General features: G+C 35.3%; 24 protein-coding genes. 3 read left to right on the top strand and 21 right to left on the bottom strand.

What is annotated here, in order from left to right; all coding sequences use genetic code 11:
* Positions 1-357 (bottom strand): LytR/AlgR family response regulator transcription factor (locus tag SPD45_RS10640; RefSeq protein WP_336267730.1); only part of this gene is annotated, 357 nt, incomplete at its 3' end.
* 199 nt (positions 358-556) lie between these two features.
* Positions 557-859, bottom strand: a complete 303-nt coding sequence (locus SPD45_RS10645) for an LPXTG cell wall anchor domain-containing protein (protein ID WP_336267731.1) — start codon at positions 857-859, stop codon at positions 557-559.
* 107 nt (positions 860-966) lie between these two features.
* On the opposite strand from SPD45_RS10645, the gene SPD45_RS10650 reads away from it, so the two are divergent.
* A complete protein-coding gene (locus SPD45_RS10650; protein WP_336267732.1) occupies positions 967-1515 on the top strand; it encodes a GNAT family N-acetyltransferase in 549 nt (182 codons plus the stop codon).
* A 98-nt stretch (positions 1516-1613) separates the two neighbouring features.
* On the opposite strand, the gene SPD45_RS10655 is transcribed toward SPD45_RS10650, so the two are convergent.
* The 13 genes from SPD45_RS10655 to SPD45_RS10715 form a co-directional block, all read right to left on the bottom strand.
* Positions 1614-1838: a cysteine-rich CWC family protein gene (locus SPD45_RS10655; protein WP_336267734.1), complete on the bottom strand. Its 225-nt coding sequence runs from the start codon at positions 1836-1838 to the stop codon at positions 1614-1616.
* Between the two features lie 61 nt (positions 1839-1899).
* A complete protein-coding gene (locus SPD45_RS10660) occupies positions 1900-3093 on the bottom strand; it encodes a S1C family serine protease (RefSeq protein ID WP_336267813.1) in 1194 nt (397 codons plus the stop codon).
* A gap of 204 nt (positions 3094-3297) precedes the next feature.
* Positions 3298-4083: an MBL fold metallo-hydrolase gene (locus tag SPD45_RS10665; RefSeq protein ID WP_336267735.1), complete on the bottom strand. Its 786-nt coding sequence runs from the start codon at positions 4081-4083 to the stop codon at positions 3298-3300.
* Between the two features lie 13 nt (positions 4084-4096).
* A complete protein-coding gene (locus tag SPD45_RS10670; protein ID WP_336267737.1) occupies positions 4097-5005 on the bottom strand; it encodes a two-component system regulatory protein YycI in 909 nt (302 codons plus the stop codon).
* Positions 5005-6294 (bottom strand): YycH family regulatory protein, encoded by a 1290-nt coding sequence (locus tag SPD45_RS10675; protein ID WP_336267738.1) that lies wholly within the window; start codon positions 6292-6294, stop codon positions 5005-5007. The genes SPD45_RS10670 and SPD45_RS10675 overlap by 1 nt, the downstream gene beginning before the upstream one ends.
* Positions 6291-8126: a cell wall metabolism sensor histidine kinase WalK gene (walK, locus tag SPD45_RS10680; protein WP_336267739.1), complete on the bottom strand. Its 1836-nt coding sequence runs from the start codon at positions 8124-8126 to the stop codon at positions 6291-6293. Before walK ends, SPD45_RS10675 begins: the two co-directional genes overlap by 4 nt.
* A gap of 5 nt (positions 8127-8131) precedes the next feature.
* Positions 8132-8839, bottom strand: coding sequence for a response regulator YycF (gene yycF, locus SPD45_RS10685; protein ID WP_336267740.1), 708 nt, complete (start codon positions 8837-8839; stop codon positions 8132-8134).
* Between the two features lie 341 nt (positions 8840-9180).
* Positions 9181-9537, bottom strand: coding sequence for a hypothetical protein (locus SPD45_RS10690; protein ID WP_336267741.1), 357 nt, complete (start codon positions 9535-9537; stop codon positions 9181-9183).
* A gap of 124 nt (positions 9538-9661) precedes the next feature.
* Positions 9662-10948 carry an adenylosuccinate synthase gene (locus SPD45_RS10695; protein ID WP_336267742.1) on the bottom strand — a complete coding sequence of 429 codons (1287 nt, stop codon included), beginning with the start codon at positions 10946-10948 and terminating at the stop codon, positions 9662-9664.
* A gap of 185 nt (positions 10949-11133) precedes the next feature.
* The gene (gene dnaB / locus SPD45_RS10700) at positions 11134-12498 is read right to left on the bottom strand and encodes a replicative DNA helicase (RefSeq protein WP_336267743.1); all 1365 of its coding nucleotides are present in this window, start codon (positions 12496-12498) and stop codon (positions 11134-11136) included.
* Positions 12499-12589: 91 nt separating this feature from the next.
* A complete protein-coding gene (rplI, locus tag SPD45_RS10705) occupies positions 12590-13036 on the bottom strand; it encodes a 50S ribosomal protein L9 (protein ID WP_336267744.1) in 447 nt (148 codons plus the stop codon).
* Positions 13037-13039: 3 nt separating this feature from the next.
* Complete coding sequence (locus tag SPD45_RS10710; RefSeq protein ID WP_336267746.1) at positions 13040-15013, bottom strand: DHH family phosphoesterase; 1974 nt, start codon at positions 15011-15013, stop codon at positions 13040-13042.
* Between the two features lie 20 nt (positions 15014-15033).
* Positions 15034-15984, bottom strand: coding sequence for a YybS family protein (locus SPD45_RS10715; protein ID WP_336267747.1), 951 nt, complete (start codon positions 15982-15984; stop codon positions 15034-15036).
* 220 nt (positions 15985-16204) lie between these two features.
* On the opposite strand from SPD45_RS10715, the gene SPD45_RS10720 reads away from it, so the two are divergent.
* Positions 16205-16687, top strand: coding sequence for a DUF1189 family protein (locus SPD45_RS10720; RefSeq protein ID WP_336267749.1), 483 nt, complete (start codon positions 16205-16207; stop codon positions 16685-16687).
* Positions 16688-16825: 138 nt separating this feature from the next.
* Here the strand turns inward: SPD45_RS10720 and rpsR are convergent, their stop codons facing one another.
* Positions 16826-17050 (bottom strand): 30S ribosomal protein S18, encoded by a 225-nt coding sequence (gene rpsR, locus SPD45_RS10725; protein WP_336267751.1) that lies wholly within the window; start codon positions 17048-17050, stop codon positions 16826-16828.
* Between the two features lie 392 nt (positions 17051-17442).
* The gene (locus SPD45_RS10730) at positions 17443-18405 is read right to left on the bottom strand and encodes a proline dehydrogenase family protein (protein WP_336267752.1); all 963 of its coding nucleotides are present in this window, start codon (positions 18403-18405) and stop codon (positions 17443-17445) included.
* 144 nt (positions 18406-18549) lie between these two features.
* Here SPD45_RS10730 and pdxR point away from each other — a divergent pair, with 144 nt between their 5' ends.
* Positions 18550-19965, top strand: coding sequence for a MocR-like pyridoxine biosynthesis transcription factor PdxR (pdxR, locus tag SPD45_RS10735; protein WP_336267814.1), 1416 nt, complete (start codon positions 18550-18552; stop codon positions 19963-19965).
* A 224-nt stretch (positions 19966-20189) separates the two neighbouring features.
* Here the strand turns inward: pdxR and ribH are convergent, their stop codons facing one another.
* Genes ribH through ribD form a run of 4 tightly spaced genes read right to left on the bottom strand, consistent with a single transcriptional unit; the run spans position 20190 to position 23658 of the window.
* The gene (ribH, locus tag SPD45_RS10740; protein WP_336267753.1) at positions 20190-20654 is read right to left on the bottom strand and encodes a 6,7-dimethyl-8-ribityllumazine synthase; all 465 of its coding nucleotides are present in this window, start codon (positions 20652-20654) and stop codon (positions 20190-20192) included.
* A gap of 13 nt (positions 20655-20667) precedes the next feature.
* The gene (locus tag SPD45_RS10745; RefSeq protein WP_336267754.1) at positions 20668-21861 is read right to left on the bottom strand and encodes a bifunctional 3,4-dihydroxy-2-butanone-4-phosphate synthase/GTP cyclohydrolase II; all 1194 of its coding nucleotides are present in this window, start codon (positions 21859-21861) and stop codon (positions 20668-20670) included.
* Positions 21862-21883: 22 nt separating this feature from the next.
* Positions 21884-22534 carry a riboflavin synthase gene (ribE, locus tag SPD45_RS10750; RefSeq protein ID WP_336267755.1) on the bottom strand — a complete coding sequence of 217 codons (651 nt, stop codon included), beginning with the start codon at positions 22532-22534 and terminating at the stop codon, positions 21884-21886.
* Positions 22519-23658: a bifunctional diaminohydroxyphosphoribosylaminopyrimidine deaminase/5-amino-6-(5-phosphoribosylamino)uracil reductase RibD gene (gene ribD / locus SPD45_RS10755; RefSeq protein WP_336267756.1), complete on the bottom strand. Its 1140-nt coding sequence runs from the start codon at positions 23656-23658 to the stop codon at positions 22519-22521. The genes ribE and ribD overlap by 16 nt, the downstream gene beginning before the upstream one ends.
* Between the last annotated feature and the right edge of the window lie 37 nt (positions 23659-23695).

A 23695-nucleotide genomic window follows, 5' to 3' on the forward strand; every position in this document is an offset into this window, starting at 1 on the left:
ATTAGTGGCTAACTTGATTATACAATCCAGCAGTCGATCCTTTTTTAAAGGTTTAATAATATAATCTAATGCGTCTAATTCAAATGCTTCAACTGCAAAAATATCGTATGCCGTCAAAAATACAATATACATATTAGGGTTTTTTTCTAATAGTCGTTCAGCGACTTCTAATCCATTTATTTCAGGCATTTGAATGTCTAAAAATGCGATGTGTGGTGCTTCTGTTTCTGCAGCCTCTAAACATGCAACAGGATCAGTAAAACTACCTATTACTTCTATTTCACTATGTCCACTGATAATTTTTTTCGCATAATCTAATGCTAATTGTTCATCATCCACAATCATTGCTTTTATCAAAAGACTTCCCCCTTTAAAACAAACAATTTTATTGAACGATTCATTGGAATAATATGGTTTATTATACCATGAAAATAACAAGGAAAATCCATTTTTGTTAAAATAAGTTTTATTTTTCAGAAATAATACATTAACATAAGAATCAATGTACCCACAAAAAACTACCATAAGCTCATATTAGCTTATGGTAGTTTCAAAATCATACTTCTTTCCCTCTCCTTGAGATAAAGAATATTGATAATCCTGTAAATAAAATACCTAATCCGATTGCAAGAAGGTTAAACACTTGTGTTGCTGTGCTAGGTAATAATCCACCTACTGATTCATCACTAGAAGGTACCGTAAAGTCTAATTTTACGATACAATCATCTGTAACTTCAACTGTACTTACCTCATTTCCATCTGCATCAGTTACAGCGTATTTTCCATTCTGTAATTTTTCTCGGTCTACCTTCGCTTTACCATTTTCATCTGTTTTTATAGTAACCTTGTTTTTTTTCATCTTTAGAAAATTTGAATAGTTTTAATGGGCTATTTTCCGAAATTTCAACTTTTTATCGAAAATCTGCTACAATTACGAATATATATTTATAAAAAGAGGTGATATAAATGCTCCAATTACAAATAAATGAAAAAATCTCCCTGCAAACTCTTTCCGCAAGATATGCGGGAGATTTATATAAAATTACAGATAGTTCTAGGGAATATTTAAAAGAATGGTTGCCATGGTTAGATCACATTCAATCAGAGGAAGATTCGCTAACTTTTATACGAAATTCACTAGAGGCATATATTGATTTTAAAGAAATTGTTGCAGGAATTTTTTATGAAGGAAGTTTAGTCGGAATAATCGGATTTAACCGAATTGACCAAGTAAATAAAATTGCCTCCATTGGATACTGGCTTTCTGAATCCATGCAAGGCAAAGGAATCGTAACACAATCTGTTTCTGCCTTTATCCAATATGGGTTCGAACATTTAGCATTTAATCGAATGGAAATTAGAGTAGCAACGGAAAATAAGCGAAGTCGGGCAATTCCCGAAAGATTAGGTTTTACAAAAGAAGGTATTATTCGTGAGGCAGAAAAACTTTACGGTACTTATGTTGACCATGTTTTATACAGTATGTTAGCGAGAGAATGGGACGAGCAAAAATGAATATCCACAAACTTATGCACATATGCACAAAAATGCGTATATGTAGTTCATTTTTTCCATTTTTATACTATATAATGTAGTGAAAACGAATGTTCGTATTACTTATCCACTGTTTGTGAATAATTCGAATAAATTGTGGATAAGTTTTCTTCATTTGACAATTGCTTTAAACACGCTTTACAAATACAACCCTCTTCAATAGAGATTGATTGTAAAGCCTTTTTTACTTTTTCAGACAATGTTATTTGCATACACCAACATGTGGATAATTCCGCTTCACATTTATTTTGTTTTGCACATAGTGGACAAATTTCTTGCATCATTTCATTCCTCCTATAGAAAAAGCTGGCAGCGCCAAAATGGACCTGCCAGCTTAAACTTTGTTTATGGTTGCTCTGTTAATGTAATATTTACCTTATGTTTTTCTCCATCACGGTAATAAACGATCGAAACTTCGTCACCGATTTCTAATTCATTATATAAAATTCGTCTTAAATCAAGTGTGTTTAACACCTTTTCACCATTGAATTCTGTAATGACATCTAATCGTTTTAAACCTGCTTTATCCGCTGGTGAGAGTGGTTCAATACTCCAAATATAAATTCCACCTTCTATATTATCTGGAAGTTGTAATGTCGATGTCCACTCAGACCGTGGTACTTCTTCTAAGGAATATATTTCTACTCCTAAATATGCACGCGTTACCGTTCCATCTGTTTCTAATTCAGCCATGATTGGTTCTGCAATATCGATTGGAATGGCAAATCCAATTCCTTGTGCAATATTTTGACTAATTTTCATCGAGTTAATGCCAATCAGTTGACCTGACATATTAATAAGAGCACCACCACTGTTTCCAGGGTTAATTGCAGCATCTGTTTGAAGTACTTCAGCTTGCCAATCTGGTTGCCCATCTTGGTTAAAGTCTTGTGGAATCGTTCGCTGTTTCCCACTAATAATCCCTTGTGTAACAGAACCAGCAAACATGAGGCCTAACGGATTTCCTATAGCGATGACAGGTTCACCAACCTTTACATTTTCGGACACACCTAATTCAATCGGTTCTCCCACCTCATCTGCACCGACACGTAGGACTGCCAAATCAGTAAACAAATCCGTTCCGAGGAGCTTTGCTTCTATCGTTGATTCATCATTTAAGACGACTTCCACCGTGTCGGCACCTTCGACGACATGGTGGTTCGTTACAATATAAGCATATTTTTTATCTTTTTTAAAAATAACACCTGAACCAGTTCCAGCTTCATCTGATTCTGCTTCTTCCCAAAAATCCATTCGTGACTGTAAATTTGTTACACCGACAACTGCATGGGAGACATTTTCAACAATGTCTGTCACTTGTGTTGTCACATCCACATTTACTTTTTCTACCTTGCTTGGTGTAGAGGGTGTTTCGTTTCCTTCACTATCTTCATTCAATATGTCATCATTAATATCTCGATTTTCATCTGTAAAATTCGGATAAATGACGAGCAATAGTAAAATCCCTACCCCTAAACCGATTAAAATCGGCATGAGCCAACCGTTCGCCTTTTTCTTGGGCGGATTTTCCGGTTCCATCTTTGCAACACAAACTTCTTCCTCTTGTTTATGTCCTGGAGGTGTTTGTGCTGTATCGTTTCTATCCTGTTCTTTTTTATCGTGCTCCTGCTCATCTACCACATGCTTCTCATTGTCTTCATTCATTTGAATAACTCCTCTCATTCTAATAGAAGCTATATCTTTATATGTTTTACAAATAATGAAAACATATGTCTAAATTATTTAAATTACTTCATAGACTGGTGTTGGAAAGTTTGGATCCGTATCAAATAAATTCATTTCAATGCCACGTTCACGCAACACTTGATCTACCGACATTCTTGCTAAGTCTTTCATATTATTATCTTTACTTAAATGGGCTAAGTATACACGTTTCGTATTATGATCAATTACATCACATAGTGCCAATCCACAATCTTCATTGCTTACGTGTCCGGAATCACCTAAAATACGTTGTTTGACACTCCATGGATAGCTACCCATCTGTAACATGCTCACATCATGATTCGACTCAAACACATAAGCATCTGCACCTTTAATCGTATCTTTAATTCTTTCCGATACGTACCCTAAATCTGTCACTAGTGCGACCTTTTTATCGTTATGACGGAATGTAAAAAACATCGGATCTGCCGCATCATGTGAAACTGAAAATGACTCAACGTCCATATCTGCAAATGTTTTCACACTATTTGCTGCAAAATGAAATTTCTGGTCTGTCGTTAACTTTCCGAGTTGGTGCTCCATCGCATTCCATGTTTTTTCATTTGCGTAAATAGGTAAATTATATTTTCGTGCGACAATTCCTAATCCTTTTATATGATCACTATGTTCATGTGTCACTAAAATGCCATCTAATTGATTCGGGTCTAAATCTACTTCGTGAAATAGACGATCAATTTGTTTCCCACTCAACCCTGCATCGATAAGCAATCTCGTTTTATTCGATTCAATATAAAAGGCATTTCCTGTACTACCTGATGCGAGTACGCTAAAGCGTAAAGTCATCTCTCTATTCACCTCATCGTATTCCTTTTCTTACCTCTATATCTTGCAAAATTTCTTCTAATTTCTTGTTCTGTCCTTTTTGAATATCAAGTCTTTTCATCATCGTTGTTGTAACTTCATCAAAAAATTCTTCCTCATCTGTAGAGAAAATAAATCCTTCAATAGCGTTCACAAAATAATTATGATCTTCATTAACCGTAATTTTCCATATCGGTACAAATACTTGTACATCACTTTCAAATGGAACTCTCGTATGGAATCCAATGTTTACGCGGGTAATTTCATCCCCGGCAAATAACGCATTTGCATTATACAATGTTTCAATGGCACGCATTGGCGTAATAAGTTTACGCTTTTCAGCGACTGTCTCTTCTTCTCCTAACATCGTTTGAATATAATGTGTCGCTTCATTATCATCATTTAAAAAGACTAAAATAATCCCTTTATCATTATAATAAATCGTACGATCTAATTTATTTTGAAAATAAACTAGGACATTTTTTTCTTCATTTCTTTCCCAAAATGTATATTCTTCTCCATAGTACGCAAAAGATGTTAAAAAATCATCCATATTCTCATCTGTTTTCTTACTCGGTAATGCGATTGCTTTATCTAAAATGGAAACGACCATATTTTGATTCAATATAAATGATTCTTGTTTCGGCACATTCGATAAACCTTTTAACTCATCTTTCGTAAATAAATGCTGTTTCAGTGAAATATATGTTTCTTCATATTCCTGATCCGGCAATTCTTTTATCGTAATCGACTCTCCATTCAACTGTTCTTCAATCGTTGATGGTTCATGTTCGATTACACCAATATCTGCAACTTCCTTTTTCTCTAAAAATTGCATAAATAAGTAAATATCTAAAATGAGGAAGCTGAGGATTAATAACGTCTTAATTTGTCCCCAATGCATTATAAATCCCCTCCTCTTTGTCGTTCATATTCAGCTACATTAAACCTTGTCCACTGTCCTTCATAATAAATAGACCATTGTGGTTCCAATGTCAAACTATGATCATCCTCTAAGAAATTTAACATATAACCGAGTTCGATGTCTTCAATTTTATCTAGTTCCATTTCATTATCGGTTTGTAGATAGGCAATCAATTCTTCTCCAGAAATAAGTTCAATATCACGAGCATTTAATAAGTTACCGATACGAACGAGCGGACGATTGTATTCATGTAAATCTTGTTCCCGCCACGATTGTTCGATAATGGTTAAATTGCCATAATTATACACAGGATATCCGGCATAATGCAGACGGTAACGAATATTTGAAACGTCCGGTCGAATACTTTCTATATAGTAATTATTCGTCCATCCTTTATGTTCATTAATATTGTTCACACTTTTTTCAAGTAATTCCAATGCACTGGAATGCTCGAATTTTTCTTGTAATGGGTTAATAAACTGTAGCAATCTCCCATCTTGAACGATTCGCATACCTCTTTGTCCATCTGTAAAATATGCTTCCTTCATATTTTGTGTCACTAAATTCGGGTTAGTAAATAGCGCATTAATGAATAAATCAGGTTTAATTTTACTTGCCACAAATGTTTTTTCCTTCAGTTGTACGGGACCTGACTTCACATAAATGACATGATCGCCTTCTTCTAATGTTACGAATGATGCTAATGCTTCTTCATTAGAGAAAGATGATTGAATAATGTCGTAAGCATCTGTTTTATCAATGGTTGCTTCCATCATCTTCGTTTGGTCATCAGATAAAATTCCCAATTTTAATGTATTTGATTCTTCGTTCATTCGTAAAAACATTCTTGAAAAGGTCCAGTTCGGTAACTCTGGTGTTTCGCGAAATGTGAAAATCGTTGAAACGAGTTCCACTGGTGTTTTCGGTGGAAAGATGAGCTCTACATAATTTTTATTATTTGGACGTCCTTCCACTTCTTTTATTTTATAATCAGAAAGCTCCCAAGATTTGATGGACTGGAATAATTGCTGTTGTTCCACCATATCATAAAATCCAGTCGCTTCTTCTCCCTCTCTGAGAATGATTTTATTCGGTTTTAATAATTCGTTTTTCCCTCTCTCATCTCCACCAATATCGACCTCATTGACATAATCGGCACTATATAAATAATCATAATTTGGTTGATAACTCCATAAGATGAAAGATAACAAAAAGCTAATAGCGATTAAGACGACTAAAATAAATGATTTAACTGTTTCGTAACTCATTGTTGTCTCCTCCGCTTATTGTTGAGCGGTAATGTAAAGTGAATTGTCGTTCCTTTTCCTTCTTTACTATTTGCCCAAATTCGTCCATAATGTGATTCGACTAATTCACGTGTAATAGCTAATCCTAAACCTGTACCACCAAGTTGACGTGTACGAGCTTTATCCACACGGTAAAAACGGTCAAAAATTTTATCTAATTTTTCGTATTCAATTCCAATTCCTTCATCTTGTATACTAACGATAATTTGACGAATATCTTTTTGAACGCGACACGTAATACGCCCACCATCTGGAGAATATTTCACCGCATTAGAAATAATATTATCTAACACTTGTGTCATTTTATCTTTATCAATGTACACAAAATAAGATTCATCTGGAATCACCCGTTTGAACGTAATATTTCCATCTTTTACATTCATTTCAAAACGATCGATAATATGATGGAAAAACTTTGGAAAGTCGACAACTTCACGCATCAATGGCTGTTCCTTACTATCAATTTTTGATAACTGTAATAAACTATTTACCATGCGAATCATTCGTTCTGTTTCATTTTGAATCACTTCTAAAAACTTCGGCGCAATTTCTGGATCTTCCCACGCACCATCTGTTAAAGCTTCTAAATAACTGCGTAGTGTCGTTAATGGTGTACGTAATTCATGTGAAACGTTTGATACGAATTCACGACGTTCTTGTTCAATTTTTTCCTCTTCGGTTACATCACTTAATACGGTAATGATTCCTGTAGCCTTTTGTTCACTGCTATCATCATAAAGTGTAGAGAAATTCGCTCGAACGTAATGTGTTTCCTCTTCTCGACTATAATCGAGAACGAGTGTCCCACTTTGTTGTAGCTGGATGATATCTTCTACCCTTTCTTCCAACTCTAATAAAGCTAATAGATCTTTATTTAATAAATGCATTGGGTTTTCATTAAATAGTCGTCCAGCTGCTTCATTTATTAACGTAATTTCTCCTTTACTATCTGTTGCAATTACACCATCTGTCATGTTTTCGAGTACGGACTCCAATTTACGCTGCTCATTTTCAATTTGACCCATATAATGTTTTAAACGGTCATTTAAGTGGTTAAATGTGACAGCTAACTGACTTATTTCGTCTGTTCCATACACTTCTACTTTTTGTGAGAAATCTCCACGAGCCATCGTCTGTGCTTGCTGACGCATTTCTAAAATTGGCTTCGTAATAGCACGTGCTACTAAGATTCCTAGTAAAACAGAAACGATTAATGCAATGACAGATCCTTTTAGAAAAATTTCATTTATTTTTTGTAACTGACCATATACACTTTCCAGCGATGTTTCTAAATAAATAACCCCTTGTACATTGTTATTATCATCGACAACAGGTTCTACTCGCACTAGTACCCGTTCCCCTGTATTTACGTTTAAAGACGTATTATCGATCGATGTATTAAACTTAATCGCACGTTGGACCGTATCCTCGGTAATTTTTTTACCAATGATTTGTGTATTAGTATAATCATTCGTCCCGAGTACACGTCCTTGGTTATTCATCACTTGAATCATCGCACCAGTTCGATCGACATCAATCGTAATTTCCTGAATTTCCTCTTGTAATGTCGGTTCCTCAGGATCATCTGTACGTTGTTTATTAAAAGCTTGTTCCACATTGTAGCTTAGCAAATCGATACGGTCATTTGTTGCTTCTTTAAAGTTATCAAGTAATTCTGCCTCTAGTTCACGTGCAACATAAGAACCAATCACTTGTACAGCGATCACTAACAACAAAATATAAATAATAATAAATTTTAATTGAATCGATCGAAAAAAACCGACTTTTTTCATATCATTTACTCCTCTTCAGGGTTGCGTAAATAATAGCCTACTCCTCTTCTTGTGACAATCCAATTCGGATTACTCGGATCTTCTTCAATTTTCTCTCGTAATCTTCTAATTGTAACGTCCACTGTTCTTACGTCCCCAAAATAATCATATCCCCATACTGTTTCGAGAAGATGTTCTCTCGTCATCACTTGACCAATATGTCTTGCTAAATAATAAAATAACTCAAATTCACGATGTGTTAAATCAACGTGTTCTCCATTACGTGATACACTATATGCATCTGGATGAATTTTTAAATTACCTATTTCAATATCCTTTTTCTGTTGCACTTGTGCATCTTCTTGTACTGCTTGTTGTCTACGTAAGTTTGCTTTCACACGTGCGATTAATTCTCGGTTACTGAAAGGTTTTGTCACATAGTCATCTGCACCTAATTCAAGACCAAGTACTTTATCAATTTCAGAATCTTTTGCTGTTAACATAATAATCGGCATCGTCTTCGTTTTTCTTATTTCGCGACACACTTCATTTCCATCTTTTCCCGGTAACATAATATCAAGTAAAATTAAATCCGGATCCTCTGATTCCGCAAGTTCAATCGCCGTATCACCATCATGCGCAAGAACTACTTCATACCCTTCCTTCACTAAATTAAATTTCAATATATCTGCAATTGGTTTTTCGTCATCTACAACTAATATTTTTAAGGCCACCATAAGCCACTCCTTTTAATGTTTTTATTTATATCCACATATAATATGAGTCTTTTTATTTTTATCTATCCTTATATTTTAACGTATTTTAAGGGAATTGTCTTTATTCCTACTTATAAAGTTATGAATAAAACAATTTACACAAAAAAATTGGCAATAGGTGGAAGTCCTACAATACAAATCAAAACCACTAGTGTGAAATGGTGATTTGATTTGCAGCTGAAAGCCTTTGTGACCGGCCTGAGCCTAAATAGCTCACTGAATGGCCCCTTATGCACCACATCCACGCATGAATTCTTTAAAAATCTCTTCTTGCTATTTGTGGAAAAGGTGATTAGGCTTTATGGTTGCGTTTTTGCGGGCTTGGGGTTGCATTCTTGCAACTTCAAGCCACATTCTTGCAACTTTGAGCCGCATTCTTGCAACTTCGACCTACATTCTTGCAACTTCGGGCCACATTCTTGCAACTTCAAGCCGCATTCTTGCAACTTTGGGCCATATTCTTGCAACTTTGGGCCATATTCTTGCAACTTCGACCTGCATTCTTGCAACTTCGACCTGCATTCTTGCAACTTCACACCATATTCTTGCAACTTCAAGCCATATTCTTGCAACTTCACACCATATTCTTGCAACTTCGAGCCACATTCTTGCAACTTCACACCGCATTCTTGCAACTTCACACCATATTCTTGCAACTTCGACCTGCATTCCCTCTGTTATAAGAGATGATGGTTGAATCTGATCACGACAGGAGACATTTTTAACAACACACAAAAAAGTGGTATTTATCTATTAAGATAAATACCACCGTAAAATATATTAACGATATACGCTACGAACTACATTTGTTTGCGTACGGTCAGGACCGACAGAGAAAATAGATAAAGGAATCTCAGATAACTGAGCAACTCGTTCTAAATAATTACGCGCATTTGTCGGTAAATCATGAATAGAACGTACTCCTGTAATATCTTCTGTCCAACCTGGTAGCTCTTCATATACAGGCTCACATTCTGCTAACATATTTAGGCTAGCAGGGAATTCATCCATAATCTCACCTTTGTATTTGTATGCAACACAAATTTTTAATGTTTCAATACCAGTTAAAACATCTAATGAGTTTAAAGATAAATCTGTAATACCACTCACACGACGAGCGTGACGAACAACCACACTATCAAACCAACCAACACGACGTGGACGGCCTGTTGTCGTACCATATTCGCGACCTACTTCACGAATTTGATCTCCAATCTCATCTGTTAATTCAGTCGGGAATGGACCATCCCCAACACGTGTCGTATAAGCCTTAGAGACTCCTACAACCGTAGATATTTTTGACGGACCAACACCAGAACCAATCGTCACTCCACCCGCAACTGGGTTAGAAGATGTAACGAACGGGTATGTTCCTTGGTCAATGTCTAACATAACACCTTGCGCACCTTCGAAAAGCACTCGCTTTCCGTTATCTAATGCATCATTTAACACGACAGATGTATCACAAACAAATTTCGCCATTTGCTGACCATATTCGTAATACTCTTCGAAAATATCTTCTACATCAATTGGATCTGCTTCATAAAACTTCTCAAATAAACGGTTTTTCTCGGCTAAGTTTTGTTCCAATTTAGCACGGAACACTTCTTTATCTAATAAATCTGCGATACGAATACCGCTACGTGCAGCTTTATCCATATATGCTGGACCGATACCTTTTTTCGTCGTACCGATTTTGTTTGCACCTTTATCTTCTTCTTGTAAAATATCTAATTTTAAATGATATGGTAAAATAACATGAGCACGATTGCTTACTTTTAAGTTATCAGTAGAAATACCTTTACCATGAAGATATTCAATTTCTTCCATGAAAGCCTTCGGATCAATAACCATTCCATTCCCTAATACACTAACTTTGTCAGAGAAAAAAATTCCAGATGGGATTAAGTGTAACTTGTATGTTACCCCACCAAATACAATCGTATGACCTGCGTTATTTCCACCTTGATAACGAGCAACTACTTCTGCGTTTTGTGAAAGGTAATCTGTAATTTTCCCTTTCCCTTCATCGCCCCACTGCGTACCTACTACAACTACTGAGGACATCGTGCACCTCCGCTAATAATTTATAATTTCATTTTAATTTTTCCATTAAATCCATCTGTAAGTTTAACAATATTTCTATAACAAGTCAATAAAAAGTCGAACATTTATTGGGTTTTTATTATAATTGTTCGGATTTGTTCAACTTTTTGATGAAAATAGCTACCTAATAAACGAAAAGTTGAACTTTAGACAGGAATTGGCGGTGGTACACTACTTTCGTCGTACCGTCGATCTAAATCAACGAACTTATTATATTCCTTTACGAAAGCAAGTTCTACCGTTCCTGTTGGACCATTACGCTGCTTCGCTAAAATGATTTCAATAATATTTTGTTGTTCAGATTCTTTATCATAATAGTCATCACGGTATAAGAAGCCAACGATATCCGCATCTTGCTCAATACTCCCCGATTCACGTAAGTCTGACATCATCGGGCGTTTATCTTGACGCGATTCTACTCCACGGGATAACTGCGATAATGCAATTAGTGGAACTTCTAGTTCCCTTGCAAGTCCTTTTAAAGAACGAGAAATTTCCGATACTTCTTGTTGCCTATTTTCTTGAGAACCTTCGCTACCTTGGATTAGTTGTAAATAATCGATGATAATCATCCCTAAACCATGTTCTTGTTTTAACCTACGACATTTGGAACGAATATCTGTCACACGTACACCTGGTGTGTCATCAATATATATACCTGCATGTGACAAACTTCCCATCGCCATCGTTAGTTTGCCCCAATCTTCTTGCTCTAACTTCCCTGTTCGCAAACGTTGTGAGTCAATATTCCCTTCCGCACATAACATACGTTGGACAAGCTGTTCTGCACCCATCTCTAAACTAAAAATCGCCACATTTTCATTTGCACGAACGGCCACATTTTGGGCAATATTTAAAGCGAATGCCGTCTTCCCAACAGATGGACGAGCAGCTACGATAATTAAATCATTTCGCTGGAATCCCGCTGTCATTCGATCTAAATCAGTAAATCCTGTAGGAATTCCAGTAACTTCATCTTCTTGATGATGTAATTGTTCAATATTTTCATATACGTTAATCAGGACATCTTTAATCGGTTTGAACGCACCTGTATTCTTTTTGTTCGCTACTTCTAAAATACTTTTTTCTGCTGTATCTAATACCGATTCAACCGAATCTTCTTTATCAAAGCTCTCCGTCACAATATCTGTCGCTGTTTTAATTAAGCGACGTAATAATGCTTTCTCCTCAACGATACGAGCATAATAATCAATATTCGCAGCTGTCGGAACAGATTCAGCGACTTCTGTTAAATAAACTGCTCCCCCTGCAACATCGATCTCACCTTTATTTGTAAGCAATATTGTTACCGAGACTAAATCAATTGGCTCTCCTTTTTCAAATAACTCATACATCGCTTGAAAAATAACTTGGTGACTCGCTCGAAAAAAGTCTTTGGATGTAAGTCGCTCAGCAGCTGTTGAAAAAGCTTCTGCCTCTAAAAAAACAGCACCTATTACTGCTTGTTCTGCTTCTATATTATGTGGTGGGGTTCTACCATGTTGTTCCATCACTTTGTCCACCTTTCTTTACAAAAAAATCGGGACATAATGTGAGTAGTCTATCATATAATCACTTTATTATGTCCCTATTTGCCATCATCTATTGTTCTTGTACATGTACTTGAATCGTACCTGTTACATCACTATGTAACTTCACCGGTACATTCGTATGTCCTAAAGCACGAATCGGATCTTGTAAATCGATTTTTCTACGATCTACTGTAATTTTGTGATCTTTCTTTAATGCTTCGGCGATTTGTTTGCTCGTAATAGACCCGAATAAACGACCACCATCTCCGGCTTTTGCTTTAATGACTACTGTTACTTTTTCTAATGTTGCTTTTAATTGTTCCGCTTCTTGTTTTTCTTCAGCTTCGATTTGTGCCTTTTTATTTTCTTGTGCTTTTAATTTCTTTAAATTTCCTGGTGTCGCCTCTTCTGCTAATTTATTTTTTAAAAGGAAGTTATTCGCATATCCTACTGGTACATCTTTCACTTCGCCTTTTTTCCCTTTACCTTTTACATCTTGTAAGAAAATTACTTTCATCGTTTATGTTCTCCCTTCCATATGATCATTTATTACTGCTAATAATTTCTCTTCTACTTCATCAATGGACATACCTTCAATTTGAGTAGCGGCATTTGTTAAATGACCACCACCATCCATCGCTTCCATCATAAGCTGAACATTCACATCCCCTAACGAACGTGCACTAATGGCAATCGTATCTTCGTTAATTCGTGCAATAACGAATGATGCGGTCACACTATCTACTGTTAAAAGTGTATCCGCGGCTTGTGCGATGACGATTTGTCCGTATGTTTTTTCAGCATCTGCTTTACTTATTGCTATTGTATCATGAATCACGGTTGCCTTTTCAATTAACTCATTTCGTTTTCGTAAAGTTGCTAAGTCTTCCTTTAGGAACCGCTGAATTAATACAGGATCTGCGCCTTTTGAACGTAAATATGATGCCGCATCAAATGTACGTGAACCTGTTCGAAGGGCAAAGCTTTTCGTATCGACAATAATTCCTGCAAGCATTGCCGTAGCTTCAAGTGCTGTTAACTTTTTCTTTTTCGGTTGATATTCAATCAACTCTGTTACTAGTTCGGCAGTCGATGACGCGTATGGTTCCATATAGACGAGAGTCGGTTGATCTACAAACTCCTCACCACGCCTATGGTGGTCTATAACGACAATATAATGTGCCATACGAAGTAGCTTCTCATGAGCTGTTAACGATGGCCTGTGCGTATCGACAACGACGACTAAACTTTTATCTGTACAAATAGCTTCCGCTTCTTCGGGCCCAATGAAAAACTTCCATAAATTCTCTTCTTTCTTTACTTCATCTACTACTTTTTCAATCCCTGTCGTTACATCATTTTCGTCGTACACAATATACCCTGGTACGCCATTAGACTGTGCGATATTTAATACACCTATCGTTGCCCCTAATGAATCCATATCAGGTGATTTATGACCCATAATGATAACATTATCACTTTGTTCCACAAGGTCCTTCAATGCGTGAGAAATAACGCGTGCCCTCACTCGTGTACGTTTTTCCATTGGATTCGTTTTTCCACCATAAAAACGTACTTTTCCAGACTCATCACGAACCGCAACTTGGTCCCCACCACGGCCTAGTGCTAAATCTAAACTCGACTGTGCAAGTCGTGCTAATTCAGGAATAAGCATATGTCCTGTTCCAACACCAATACTGATTGTAATTGGATTTTGTTGCCCTTCCTCTGCACGCACTTCTCGAATTTCATCTAATATATCAAAATTTGTTTCCTCTAATGCATGTAACCCTTTTTTCGTTAATACTGCAATAAAACGTTCTTGAGATGTTCGTTTTATATAAAATTTATGTTTCGCAGCCCAACGGTTTAAGGTTTCTGTTATAAGTGAGTTTAGGCGACTTTTTAAACTATCATCCATATTACGAGAGATTTCTTCATAATTATCTAAATATATATTTGCAAGCACTAACAATCCATCGTCGTAACGCCTCTCTAACGCTTTTTCCTCCGTACGATCAAAGAAGTACAATGTTTGCCCATCTGAAGCAATTTTTACATGTACTTCATACGGATCAATTGTTAGCATCGTCTCCATTTCTTTTTCATTTATTTTATGAATAAGCGACTCTCCAAAAATATGCAAAGACTGGCCGATTAAGTTTTCTTCTTTACATAATGTTTCCATATAAGGATTTGCCCATTTAATATCGAAATCATCATTATAAATAATGATTCCAATTGGCATTTGTAAAAAAGTTGCCCTTCCAGATTGCTCTACTTGATAACTAAGCTGATTCATATGTGATCGATATAATTGATCCAACTGTTCCTGTTCTCTTTTCGCCATAAAATAAACGATGGCAGCGAGCACCGTCATCACAATTCCGATGATCCAATTATAATAAAATAGAATCAGTAATATGATGATTGTAAAAACTAAAATCGCCCACATCGAGTGACGTATTTTATCTTTTAATTCAAAACGCTTCAATTCGTTCAACCCCTATACGTTCACTTTTTATTCGATTCCGCCATTCTCTTTTTCATCGATAATCCTAAATCAAGTATACCAATAAATCGCATGATAAACATCATGATAAATGGTAAAATAACTGTCAAAATAACAACAATAACTGGTGCTACTTTGGAGAATTTCTTTATATAGGCGAAAAAGAAGATGAACGATATTCCTTGAATCGTTAGCAAGACAGAACCTAACGTAATCATATTAAACGTAATAATTCCTAATGAACTACTTTGTTCTACTAAAAGACTAACGATAAGTGCTAATAAATAAAACCATAAAATGACTGTCGGTAAATTAAATTGATGAAACGGTGGGAAATGGTATGTTCCCCTACGTAATCGATTAATTACTTTATACGATAACCATTGTGTAATGAGAGCTAAAAAGATAGCCATAATCGCAATCATCGCTGGAATTAAATCTTTCATCATATTTAATTGTTCCTTCGTCTGTTCCAACACGGTTTGTAGATCATTACCAACAATCCCGAATTGATTCGCCATAGATTGCATCATTTCAAGGGAATCTTTTTGCGCTGCATCAAATTGTTCATATATATTTATATTTAAAACGACTTGTGCAAAGGCAAACAACAATAGAATGCCGATAATAAAACCTAACGTCCCTTGAGCCCATATCTCATATGGTCTTAATCCTCGTTTCATCGCAGCACCAATAACGATACCACCAATACCTATAAACAACGTAATCGGTAGTGCGATAATCGTTGCAAATATAACACTTAAAATTAATGCTCCAATAAGCATTAAAAAACCTGATTTTGCTCCATATCTTTCTGTATATAAGACGAATGGAATTGGTAACAAAAAGATACCAATTGGTCCAACGAGCGGTACGAAAACAAAAAACAATAAAATGACGATATATACCGCCGTCAATAATGCTCCTTCTGTTAATTTATTTGATTTATTCATACAACACCTCTTCATTTTTATCCGTAAAGCTTTTTGATGATATCCAGACAACATTTCTATATTTTTTATAGAAATTTAAACATCATCACTTCCTATTATCATAGCAGATTTTGACATGTTTTTCTTTTTGGAACTATGCAATGGGAAGCTATTTCTGTATGTAAAGTATAATACGTGATATAGTATTTTACGAATAACTTTTCATAAAGGAAGAATATCGATGAATGTATTTATAAAAGCTTGTAATCATAGTTTGAAGTTACCGAAGAAAAAAGATACATTTGCACTAAACCGAATCGGAATGGATATAACCGTTATCTATTTATTTATTATATTAGCAATCGCATCCATACCTGCCTTAGTCGACCAAATTACGATGGCAGAATATGGTGTACAAATCCAATTGTTTTTTAAACTTATTTACTTTTTTATATTCTATTATTTAGTACTGCTCGTGCTTGTTTTTACCGGATTATCTTTATTTGCTTATATCATGACGATTACAGCACGTATATTAGATCGCAAATTAACATATGCAATCATGTGGAAGATGTCTGCTTTTGCGATTACTATTCCCGTGTTTGTATTCACCATTTTGTCGTTTTTTTATCCATTGACGTTTCTATTTGTCTTTATAGCACTCGTTTATATGACGTTTGTCATGATAAAAATTATAATGATTTATCCGAAAAGGAGAAAATAAAATCCAGACCGAATCGATGGAGAAGTTCGTGCTTTTTAGAATGCAGAAATTAGTAGATGAAAATGAATCTACCATAATTAAGTTGTAAAGAGAACAAAAAAAAACGGTTGTCCTACATAATAGGCAACCGTTTCTTTATTATTCGCTCACGTATGGAAGTAAAGCCATAGCGCGTGCACGCTTAATTGCGATAGTTAATTTTCTTTGGTATTTAGCTGATGTACCAGTTACACGACGAGGTAAAATTTTACCACGTTCAGAAATGAATTTCTTTAATAACTCAACATCTTTATAGTCGATATGTGTAATTCCGTTTGCTGTGAAATAACACACTTTACGACGTCTTGGACGACCACGTCTCATGAATATCTCTCCTTTGCACTATATTTTATTTTATATCGCCACATTATTTCGCACAAATGTGGTCTGCTCATTTAAAATCGAATGTTTTAGAATAAATTATCATACTTTTAAGTGTGTGTGTGAAATACAATAACCTTCTAAATGTGTGTGTATGTTTCATGTTATTTATGTGCAACCTCTATCATATAAAACAAACATTTTTTTGTCAATAAAAAAAGTAGGTTTTTCACGTTTTTTCACGATTATTTTGAAATAAAACAGACGGAATAATTATTGTTTAATTACAATCTCAAACCCCGACACTTTTGAACCCTTTTCCCATAATCGCTTGAAGGAAGTTGCTATTGGTAGTTATGGTCATTATATATACTTATTAAAAACTGTCACCATATTTAGTAGTATTCAAAAGTATTTTCCGCTCCTTCAATCATATCTCTCACTGCAATATAAATGTTCGGGGGATATTCTGCAACTCTATGGGTGAAATACAAATACCATTCATTTCCATATGTTAAATAAACTCGAACTGGTCGTTTTTCACTTTTAAGCTCGTTACAAAGATCAGGGCGTACACCATAGAGCATTTCCGCTTCTACATATGGCTTTGTAAAATAGTCCTGTTCGATTATTCTTTTATATATTGTCTCGTCGTGTGTAGCAATGGAAACAGCATGATTCGCACGTACACATAAAGCAACTAACTCAAGATAACGTTCATTTAAAGTATTAGAGCGTGGTATACAAATATCTGCCGGTTCTTGAAACGCACCTTTCACTATACGAATGGTGCCAGGATAATTTAGCAATTCTTTAAGGTCCTCTAATGAACGATATAATTGTGCTTGAATGGTTACACCTATATTTTCATATTGAGATACAGCTTTTTTATAGACGGATAAAACCCGTTCGACCTTATTAGACTCCTCAGCACTAATCATGAGTGATAAACCATATTCATTTGCTTCTTTCGCCATTTCTAATAAATTTTGCAAAGCAAATTCTGGATCGATGACTAACCCAATATGCGACAAATCAAAAGAAATCCGTGTACGTAATCCTTGTTTTCCGCACTCTCGAATTAATGCCAAAAATTCATTTTTTGCTTGTACACACATCTCCCTACTCATCGTATTTTCACCAATAAACTCAAGGGAAATACGGTATCCCAAATCTGTAAGCTTCTGGCCAATAGCAATTCCATCTTTTTTTGCTTCCCCCGTTACAAATCGTTTAGCTGCTCTTTGAAACAAAGGATAAAGTTCAGAGGATTGCTGGATATATTCTTTAATATGTAAATTTCTAGATACGGATTTCAATGCTTCGGCAAATTGCTTCTCTTCTTTCGTTACATTCATTTGAATCCCACCATTTCATTTTAATATTATTTCCTACAACATAAAGTTCATATTTATATTCACAATCTACCATGATAAAATGGTTTTTATAAGTACCATTTATAACATAATTTTATAGTACCACTTTGAAAGAAGGTGAAAATCATATTGTGGATACAAATTGATAAAACGATTGAAATGCCTTTAATTCATCAAGTGTATGAACAAATTCGTAAGAACATATTACAAGGAGAACTTACAGCCGGCGAACGTCTACCGTCTACACGTGAACTATCTTCTAACTTAGGAATATCCAGAAATGTCATACTAGAAGCATATGAACAACTATTTACGGAAGGTTATATAGAAGGAAAACAAGGTTCAGGTACGTATGTGGCAGAGGGAGCAACTTTACATTTGACGGAGAAATCTCACACACCGTCTTTTTTGGACATGCATGAAGCAAAAGAAGAAACGACGAATCTTATTGACTTTCGCCCAGGTATCCCTTCATTAGATATGTTTCCGAGAAATATATGGGGGAAAATTTCCAAACAAATATGTGAAGATACTTCCAACTCTGTGTTCGGTTATGATAGTCCCGAAGGAAGGGTGGAATTGCGTCACATACTTGCTCGTTATTTAAAAAGGACAAGGGGAGTTCATTGTCATCCCGATCAATTAGTGATTACTTCTGGAGCAACCCAAGCTTTATCACTTATTGCAGATTTATTGCTATCTGAAGGCGACGAAGTACTAATTGAAGACCCGATTACACATGAAATACAAACTATTTTTACTACTCCCGGATCAACATTATACCCCATACCAGTAGATGAGCATGGAATAAAAACCGATTATCTTCCATCAAAGAAAAAACCTAGCTTCATTTTTGTAACACCGTCACACCAATTCCCTATTGGAGGGACTTTATCGATTCAAAGGAGAATTCAGCTAATTCAATATGCTAGAAAAGTAAACTGCTTTATTGTAGAAGATGATTATGACAGTGAATTTCGGTATCAAGGAGGTCCAGTTCACTCATTACAAGGACTCGATCCAGATAAAGTTATTTACATTGGAACATTTAGTAAAATATTGTCACCCGCCCTTAGATTAGGGTACTTAATTCTCCCTCTATCTTTAGCAAAAAGTTGTAGAAATTTAAAATGGTTCATGGACCTTCATACACCAACATTACAACAACTTACTATTGCACGTTTCATAGATGAAGGACATTTAGAACGACATATTAGAAAAATGAAGAAAATTTATAAAAGCCGTCGAGATCATATTAAAAAATGTTTAACAAAAGAATTTGGAAAGAAAGTAAAAATTTTAGGTGACTCCACAGGATTACATTTAGTAGCTGAATTTCAAAATGTAGAATTTTCAGCACGAATCATCCAAGAGCTATCTAAAAAATATAATGTGCAAGTTTATCCGGTAGAACTACATACTATCGAAAAAGGAAAACATAAAAATAAAATAATATTAGGTTACGGAAATTTAACTATGAAAGAAATAGAGGAAGGTATTAATAGATTCAAACAAGGCATCATTCAACTTCGTAACGGCTAAATACGTATGAATGTGTAAAAAATAATAACTATATGACTTCCTATAATATGTATGCTTTGCAGAGGTCCTAAATCAACAACTGCAAAGCATTTTTTCATTCCGTAAACACTTATATCTTTCTAGACAAAATTTATATGAAGCTATATTCGTTTCGAATGAAGGACCAAACGTAACTTGCTTTTACCACGTCTTTCCTACACCTAAAAGAATACGTTGTGATATTTTTATAAATTTTTATATAAATTTCCCATTTCAATTGCGCCTACTGCTGCATCATATCCTTTATTGCCAGCTTTTGTTCCAGCACGCTCAATTGCTTGTTCGATCGTATCTGTTGTTAACACACCGAAAATGACAGGAATATTGTAATCCATTCCAACTTTCGAAATACCTTTTGCGGCTTCACTACATACATAATCAAAATGTGGTGTAGACCCCCTTATGACTGTCCCTAGCGTAATAATTGCATCAAACTCTCCTTTATCTGCTAATTTTTTTGTTGCTAAAGGAATTTCAAATGCACCTGGTACCCAAACAACTGTCATATTTTCATCTACTACACCATGTCTTCTTAACGAATCTTCTGCCCCACCTAATAATTTACCCGTAATAAATTCATTAAACCGTCCAACAACAATTCCTATTTTTAAATCATTTCCAACTAAATTCCCTTCCAATACTTTCTTCATTATTTTCTCTCCTTTAAAAAGTTAATAAATGTCCTAGTTTTTCTTGTTTTGTTTTTAAATATCGTTCATTGTCCTTTTTGATCGGCATTTCGAGTGCAACACGTTCTGTGACATGAATGCCCGCTTCTTGTAAACCATAAATTTTCCTTGGATTATTCGTTAATAAACGAACTTGTTCTACACCTAAATTACGTAATATTTGTGCGCTAATCGTATAATCACGTAAGTCATCTGCAAATCCTAATTGATTATTAGCTTCTACCGTATCAAAGCCCTCTTCTTGCAGTTTATATGATTTTAATTTATTCATTAACCCAATTCCTCTTCCTTCTTGACGCATATACAATAAAACACCCCTTTCAGCCTGCTCTATTTGCGCCAGTGCCTTATGTAGCTGAGGACCACAATCACATCGATTAGAGCCAAATACATCTCCTGTTAAACATTCGGAATGAATTCGGACTAAAACAGGCACCTCATCTTGTATATCACCTTTTACAAGTGCTATATGTTCTTTACTGTCCGAAGTACTTGTAAAACCAATCGTCTTAAACTGTCCATATTCTGTCGGTAAATTAATTTCTACTTCTCTTTTAATAAATGATTCATGTTTCATCCGATAGGCTATTAAATCTTTAATTGTCATCATCTTTAAGTTATATTTTTCAGAAAGCTTCGTTAAATCATCCATACGCGCCATTGTTCCGTCTTCTTTCATAATTTCACAAATGACACCAACTTGTTTTGCACCAGCTAACCGTGCTAAATCAATCGTTGCTTCTGTATGGCCTGGGCGTTCCAATACTCCACCTTCCTTAGAGACAAGTGGAAAAACATGTCCGGGTTGTTTGAAATCATCTATAGATACGTCTAATTCTAATAACTTTTGAATCGTAAAGGATCGTTCAAAAGCACTTATACCTGTTGTCGTATCTTTGTGATCAATACTTATCGTAAACGCTGTTTCATATGGATCCGTATTTTTCTCTACCATCGGCCTTAACTGACATGTATGTGCAATATCAGGTGATACAGGTGTACATATAAGTCCTCTACCGACCGTTGCCATAAAATTAATCATTTCAGGTGTTGCAAACTGCCCTAAACCAACAAGATCACCTTCATTTTCCCGATCCTCATCATCACAAACGATAATGACCTTCCCTCGCTGTAAATCTTCTATCGCTTCTTCAATCGTATGGAACATAGATGAAAAACTCCTTTTCATTTTATAAAAACCCATTATCTTGTAAAAACTCTACGGAAAGTTGGCCTTGTTCATGTCCTTCTCGTTGTGTTCGTAAAAATGTATATACATATTTTCCAAGCATATCAAACTCTAAATTAACCTTTTCGCCAACTTCCTTTATACTGAGAACTGTCTCTTTTGCTGTGTGAGGAATAATTGATATCGTAACCACTTCATCTTCCACTCCAAAAACCGTTAATGAGACACCATCAACTGTAATAGAACCTTTATGAAGTAATACATGCCTATCATTTTTGGTAAATGCAATCTTCACGTAAATGGCATTTTCTTTATATTCCTTTTGAATAATTTCTCCAACTGTATCCACATGTCCTGTCACAAAATGACCTCCAAAACGTCCATTAGCACTCATTGCTCTTTCTAAATTAACGTGAGAGCCTTTTGTCAGCTCATGCAATGACGTACTATGAAATGTTTCAGGCATCACATCTACAAAAAAGTCCTCTTTTGAAAATCTCGTTACCGTTAAACAAACACCATTGACCGAAATACTATCTCCCTGGCCAATATCTTCTAGCACCTTTTTCGCAGCAATCGATAATTGTAATGTGTTACCTACATGTTTGACAGATTTTAGTGTCCCTAATTCTTCAACTATTCCTGTAAACATAAAACACCTTCCTCTTCTTGGTTACATGTTGCTATTATTTTTATGTCTGGACCAATTTGCTTTATTTCTGTAAAATGTAATGTTTTTCCTGAAATCACATCATTTGTACCATTTCCACCAATAAAAGAAATTGCTTCTTTCCCACCGATTACTTTCGGTGCAACATACGCAATAATTTGTTGAAAGGCATTTGCTTCTATGAACGATGCGTGTATTTGAGCACCACCTTCTACAAGTACAGACATGATATATAATGTCCCTAAATGATGTAGTACACTTTGTAAACAAAGATTTTCCTCTGTTTGACTTATGACCGTTACACCTAGTTTTTCAACAGCTAGTTTTTTATCGTTTGAAATGTTCTTTCCTGTAAATATAATTGTTTTTGAAGATTTATCTTGAATGACTTTTGCAGACAATGGAATAGTTAAATTCGTGTCCAATATAATTCGAATGGGGTTCCTTCCACCAAGGGGTCTTCTGGTAGTTAAAAGGGGATTATCTTGTAAGATTGTATTAATTCCAACTAAAATGCCATCATGTTCATGGCGAAGTTGATGTGCATCTTGTCGTGATTGAATAGAGGTGATCCACTTACTATCACCTGTTTTCGTTGCTATTTTCCCGTCTAATGAAATACCTGCTTTTATCGTTATAAATGGAGTGTTTGTTTTCATAAAATGAATATACTTTTCATTTAATTTTTTTGCTTCTGTTTCACCTAACCCAACTACCACTTCAATTCCAGCTTCTCGTAATTTTGCTACACCTTTCCCTGCCACGAGTGGATTTGGATCTAACATCGCTATATATACCTTTTTAATACCACTTTCAATAATTTTCTTTGTACACGGACCGGTCTTACCTTGATGACTACACGGTTCCAATGTGACATACATTGTCGCATTTTCCGTAGCTCCTTTAGCATGATTTATCGCATGAACCTCCGCATGTGGTGTTCCTGCTTTAATATGCACACCCGTTCCTAATAGTTGACCATCTTTAACGATTACTGCTGCTACATGTGGATTTGGACTCGTTTGACCAACTGTACTTCCCGCTAATGAAAGCGCTATATTCATATATGTATGATCATCCATATAAAAGACATGCACTCCTTCCATAAAATATTCTCCATTACAACAAAAAACTCCCTTACTA

Source organism: Pseudogracilibacillus sp. SO10305 (assembly GCF_037072005.1).
In the GTDB taxonomy this organism is placed as follows: domain Bacteria; phylum Bacillota; class Bacilli; order Bacillales; family Amphibacillaceae; genus Pseudogracilibacillus; species Pseudogracilibacillus intestinigallinarum.

What these genes read in the sequence shown, in the direction of transcription:
- SPD45_RS10645 (WP_336267731.1), bottom strand. Translation starts at nt 859, where the DNA reads ATGAAAAAAAACAAGGTTACTATAAAAACAGATGAAAATGGTAAAGCG.
- SPD45_RS10650 (WP_336267732.1), top strand. Translation starts at nt 967, where the DNA reads ATGCTCCAATTACAAATAAATGAAAAAATCTCCCTGCAAACTCTTTCC.
- SPD45_RS10655 (WP_336267734.1), bottom strand. Translation starts at nt 1,838, where the DNA reads ATGATGCAAGAAATTTGTCCACTATGTGCAAAACAAAATAAATGTGAA.
- SPD45_RS10660 (WP_336267813.1), bottom strand. Translation starts at nt 3,093, where the DNA reads ATGGAACCGGAAAATCCGCCCAAGAAAAAGGCGAACGGTTGGCTCATG.
- SPD45_RS10665 (WP_336267735.1), bottom strand. Translation starts at nt 4,083, where the DNA reads ATGACTTTACGCTTTAGCGTACTCGCATCAGGTAGTACAGGAAATGCC.
- SPD45_RS10670 (WP_336267737.1), bottom strand. Translation starts at nt 5,005, where the DNA reads ATGCATTGGGGACAAATTAAGACGTTATTAATCCTCAGCTTCCTCATT.
- SPD45_RS10675 (WP_336267738.1), bottom strand. Translation starts at nt 6,294, where the DNA reads ATGAGTTACGAAACAGTTAAATCATTTATTTTAGTCGTCTTAATCGCT.
- walK (WP_336267739.1), bottom strand. Translation starts at nt 8,126, where the DNA reads ATGAAAAAAGTCGGTTTTTTTCGATCGATTCAATTAAAATTTATTATT.
- SPD45_RS10695 (WP_336267742.1), bottom strand. Translation starts at nt 10,948, where the DNA reads ATGTCCTCAGTAGTTGTAGTAGGTACGCAGTGGGGCGATGAAGGGAAA.
- dnaB (WP_336267743.1), bottom strand. Translation starts at nt 12,498, where the DNA reads ATGGAACAACATGGTAGAACCCCACCACATAATATAGAAGCAGAACAA.
- rplI (WP_336267744.1), bottom strand. Translation starts at nt 13,036, where the DNA reads ATGAAAGTAATTTTCTTACAAGATGTAAAAGGTAAAGGGAAAAAAGGC.
- SPD45_RS10715 (WP_336267747.1), bottom strand. Translation starts at nt 15,984, where the DNA reads ATGAATAAATCAAATAAATTAACAGAAGGAGCATTATTGACGGCGGTA.
- SPD45_RS10720 (WP_336267749.1), top strand. Translation starts at nt 16,205, where the DNA reads ATGAATGTATTTATAAAAGCTTGTAATCATAGTTTGAAGTTACCGAAG.
- rpsR (WP_336267751.1), bottom strand. Translation starts at nt 17,050, where the DNA reads ATGAGACGTGGTCGTCCAAGACGTCGTAAAGTGTGTTATTTCACAGCA.
- SPD45_RS10730 (WP_336267752.1), bottom strand. Translation starts at nt 18,405, where the DNA reads ATGAATGTAACGAAAGAAGAGAAGCAATTTGCCGAAGCATTGAAATCC.
- ribH (WP_336267753.1), bottom strand. Translation starts at nt 20,654, where the DNA reads ATGAAGAAAGTATTGGAAGGGAATTTAGTTGGAAATGATTTAAAAATA.
- SPD45_RS10745 (WP_336267754.1), bottom strand. Translation starts at nt 21,861, where the DNA reads ATGTTCCATACGATTGAAGAAGCGATAGAAGATTTACAGCGAGGGAAG.
- ribE (WP_336267755.1), bottom strand. Translation starts at nt 22,534, where the DNA reads ATGTTTACAGGAATAGTTGAAGAATTAGGGACACTAAAATCTGTCAAA.
- ribD (WP_336267756.1), bottom strand. Translation starts at nt 23,658, where the DNA reads ATGGAAGGAGTGCATGTCTTTTATATGGATGATCATACATATATGAAT.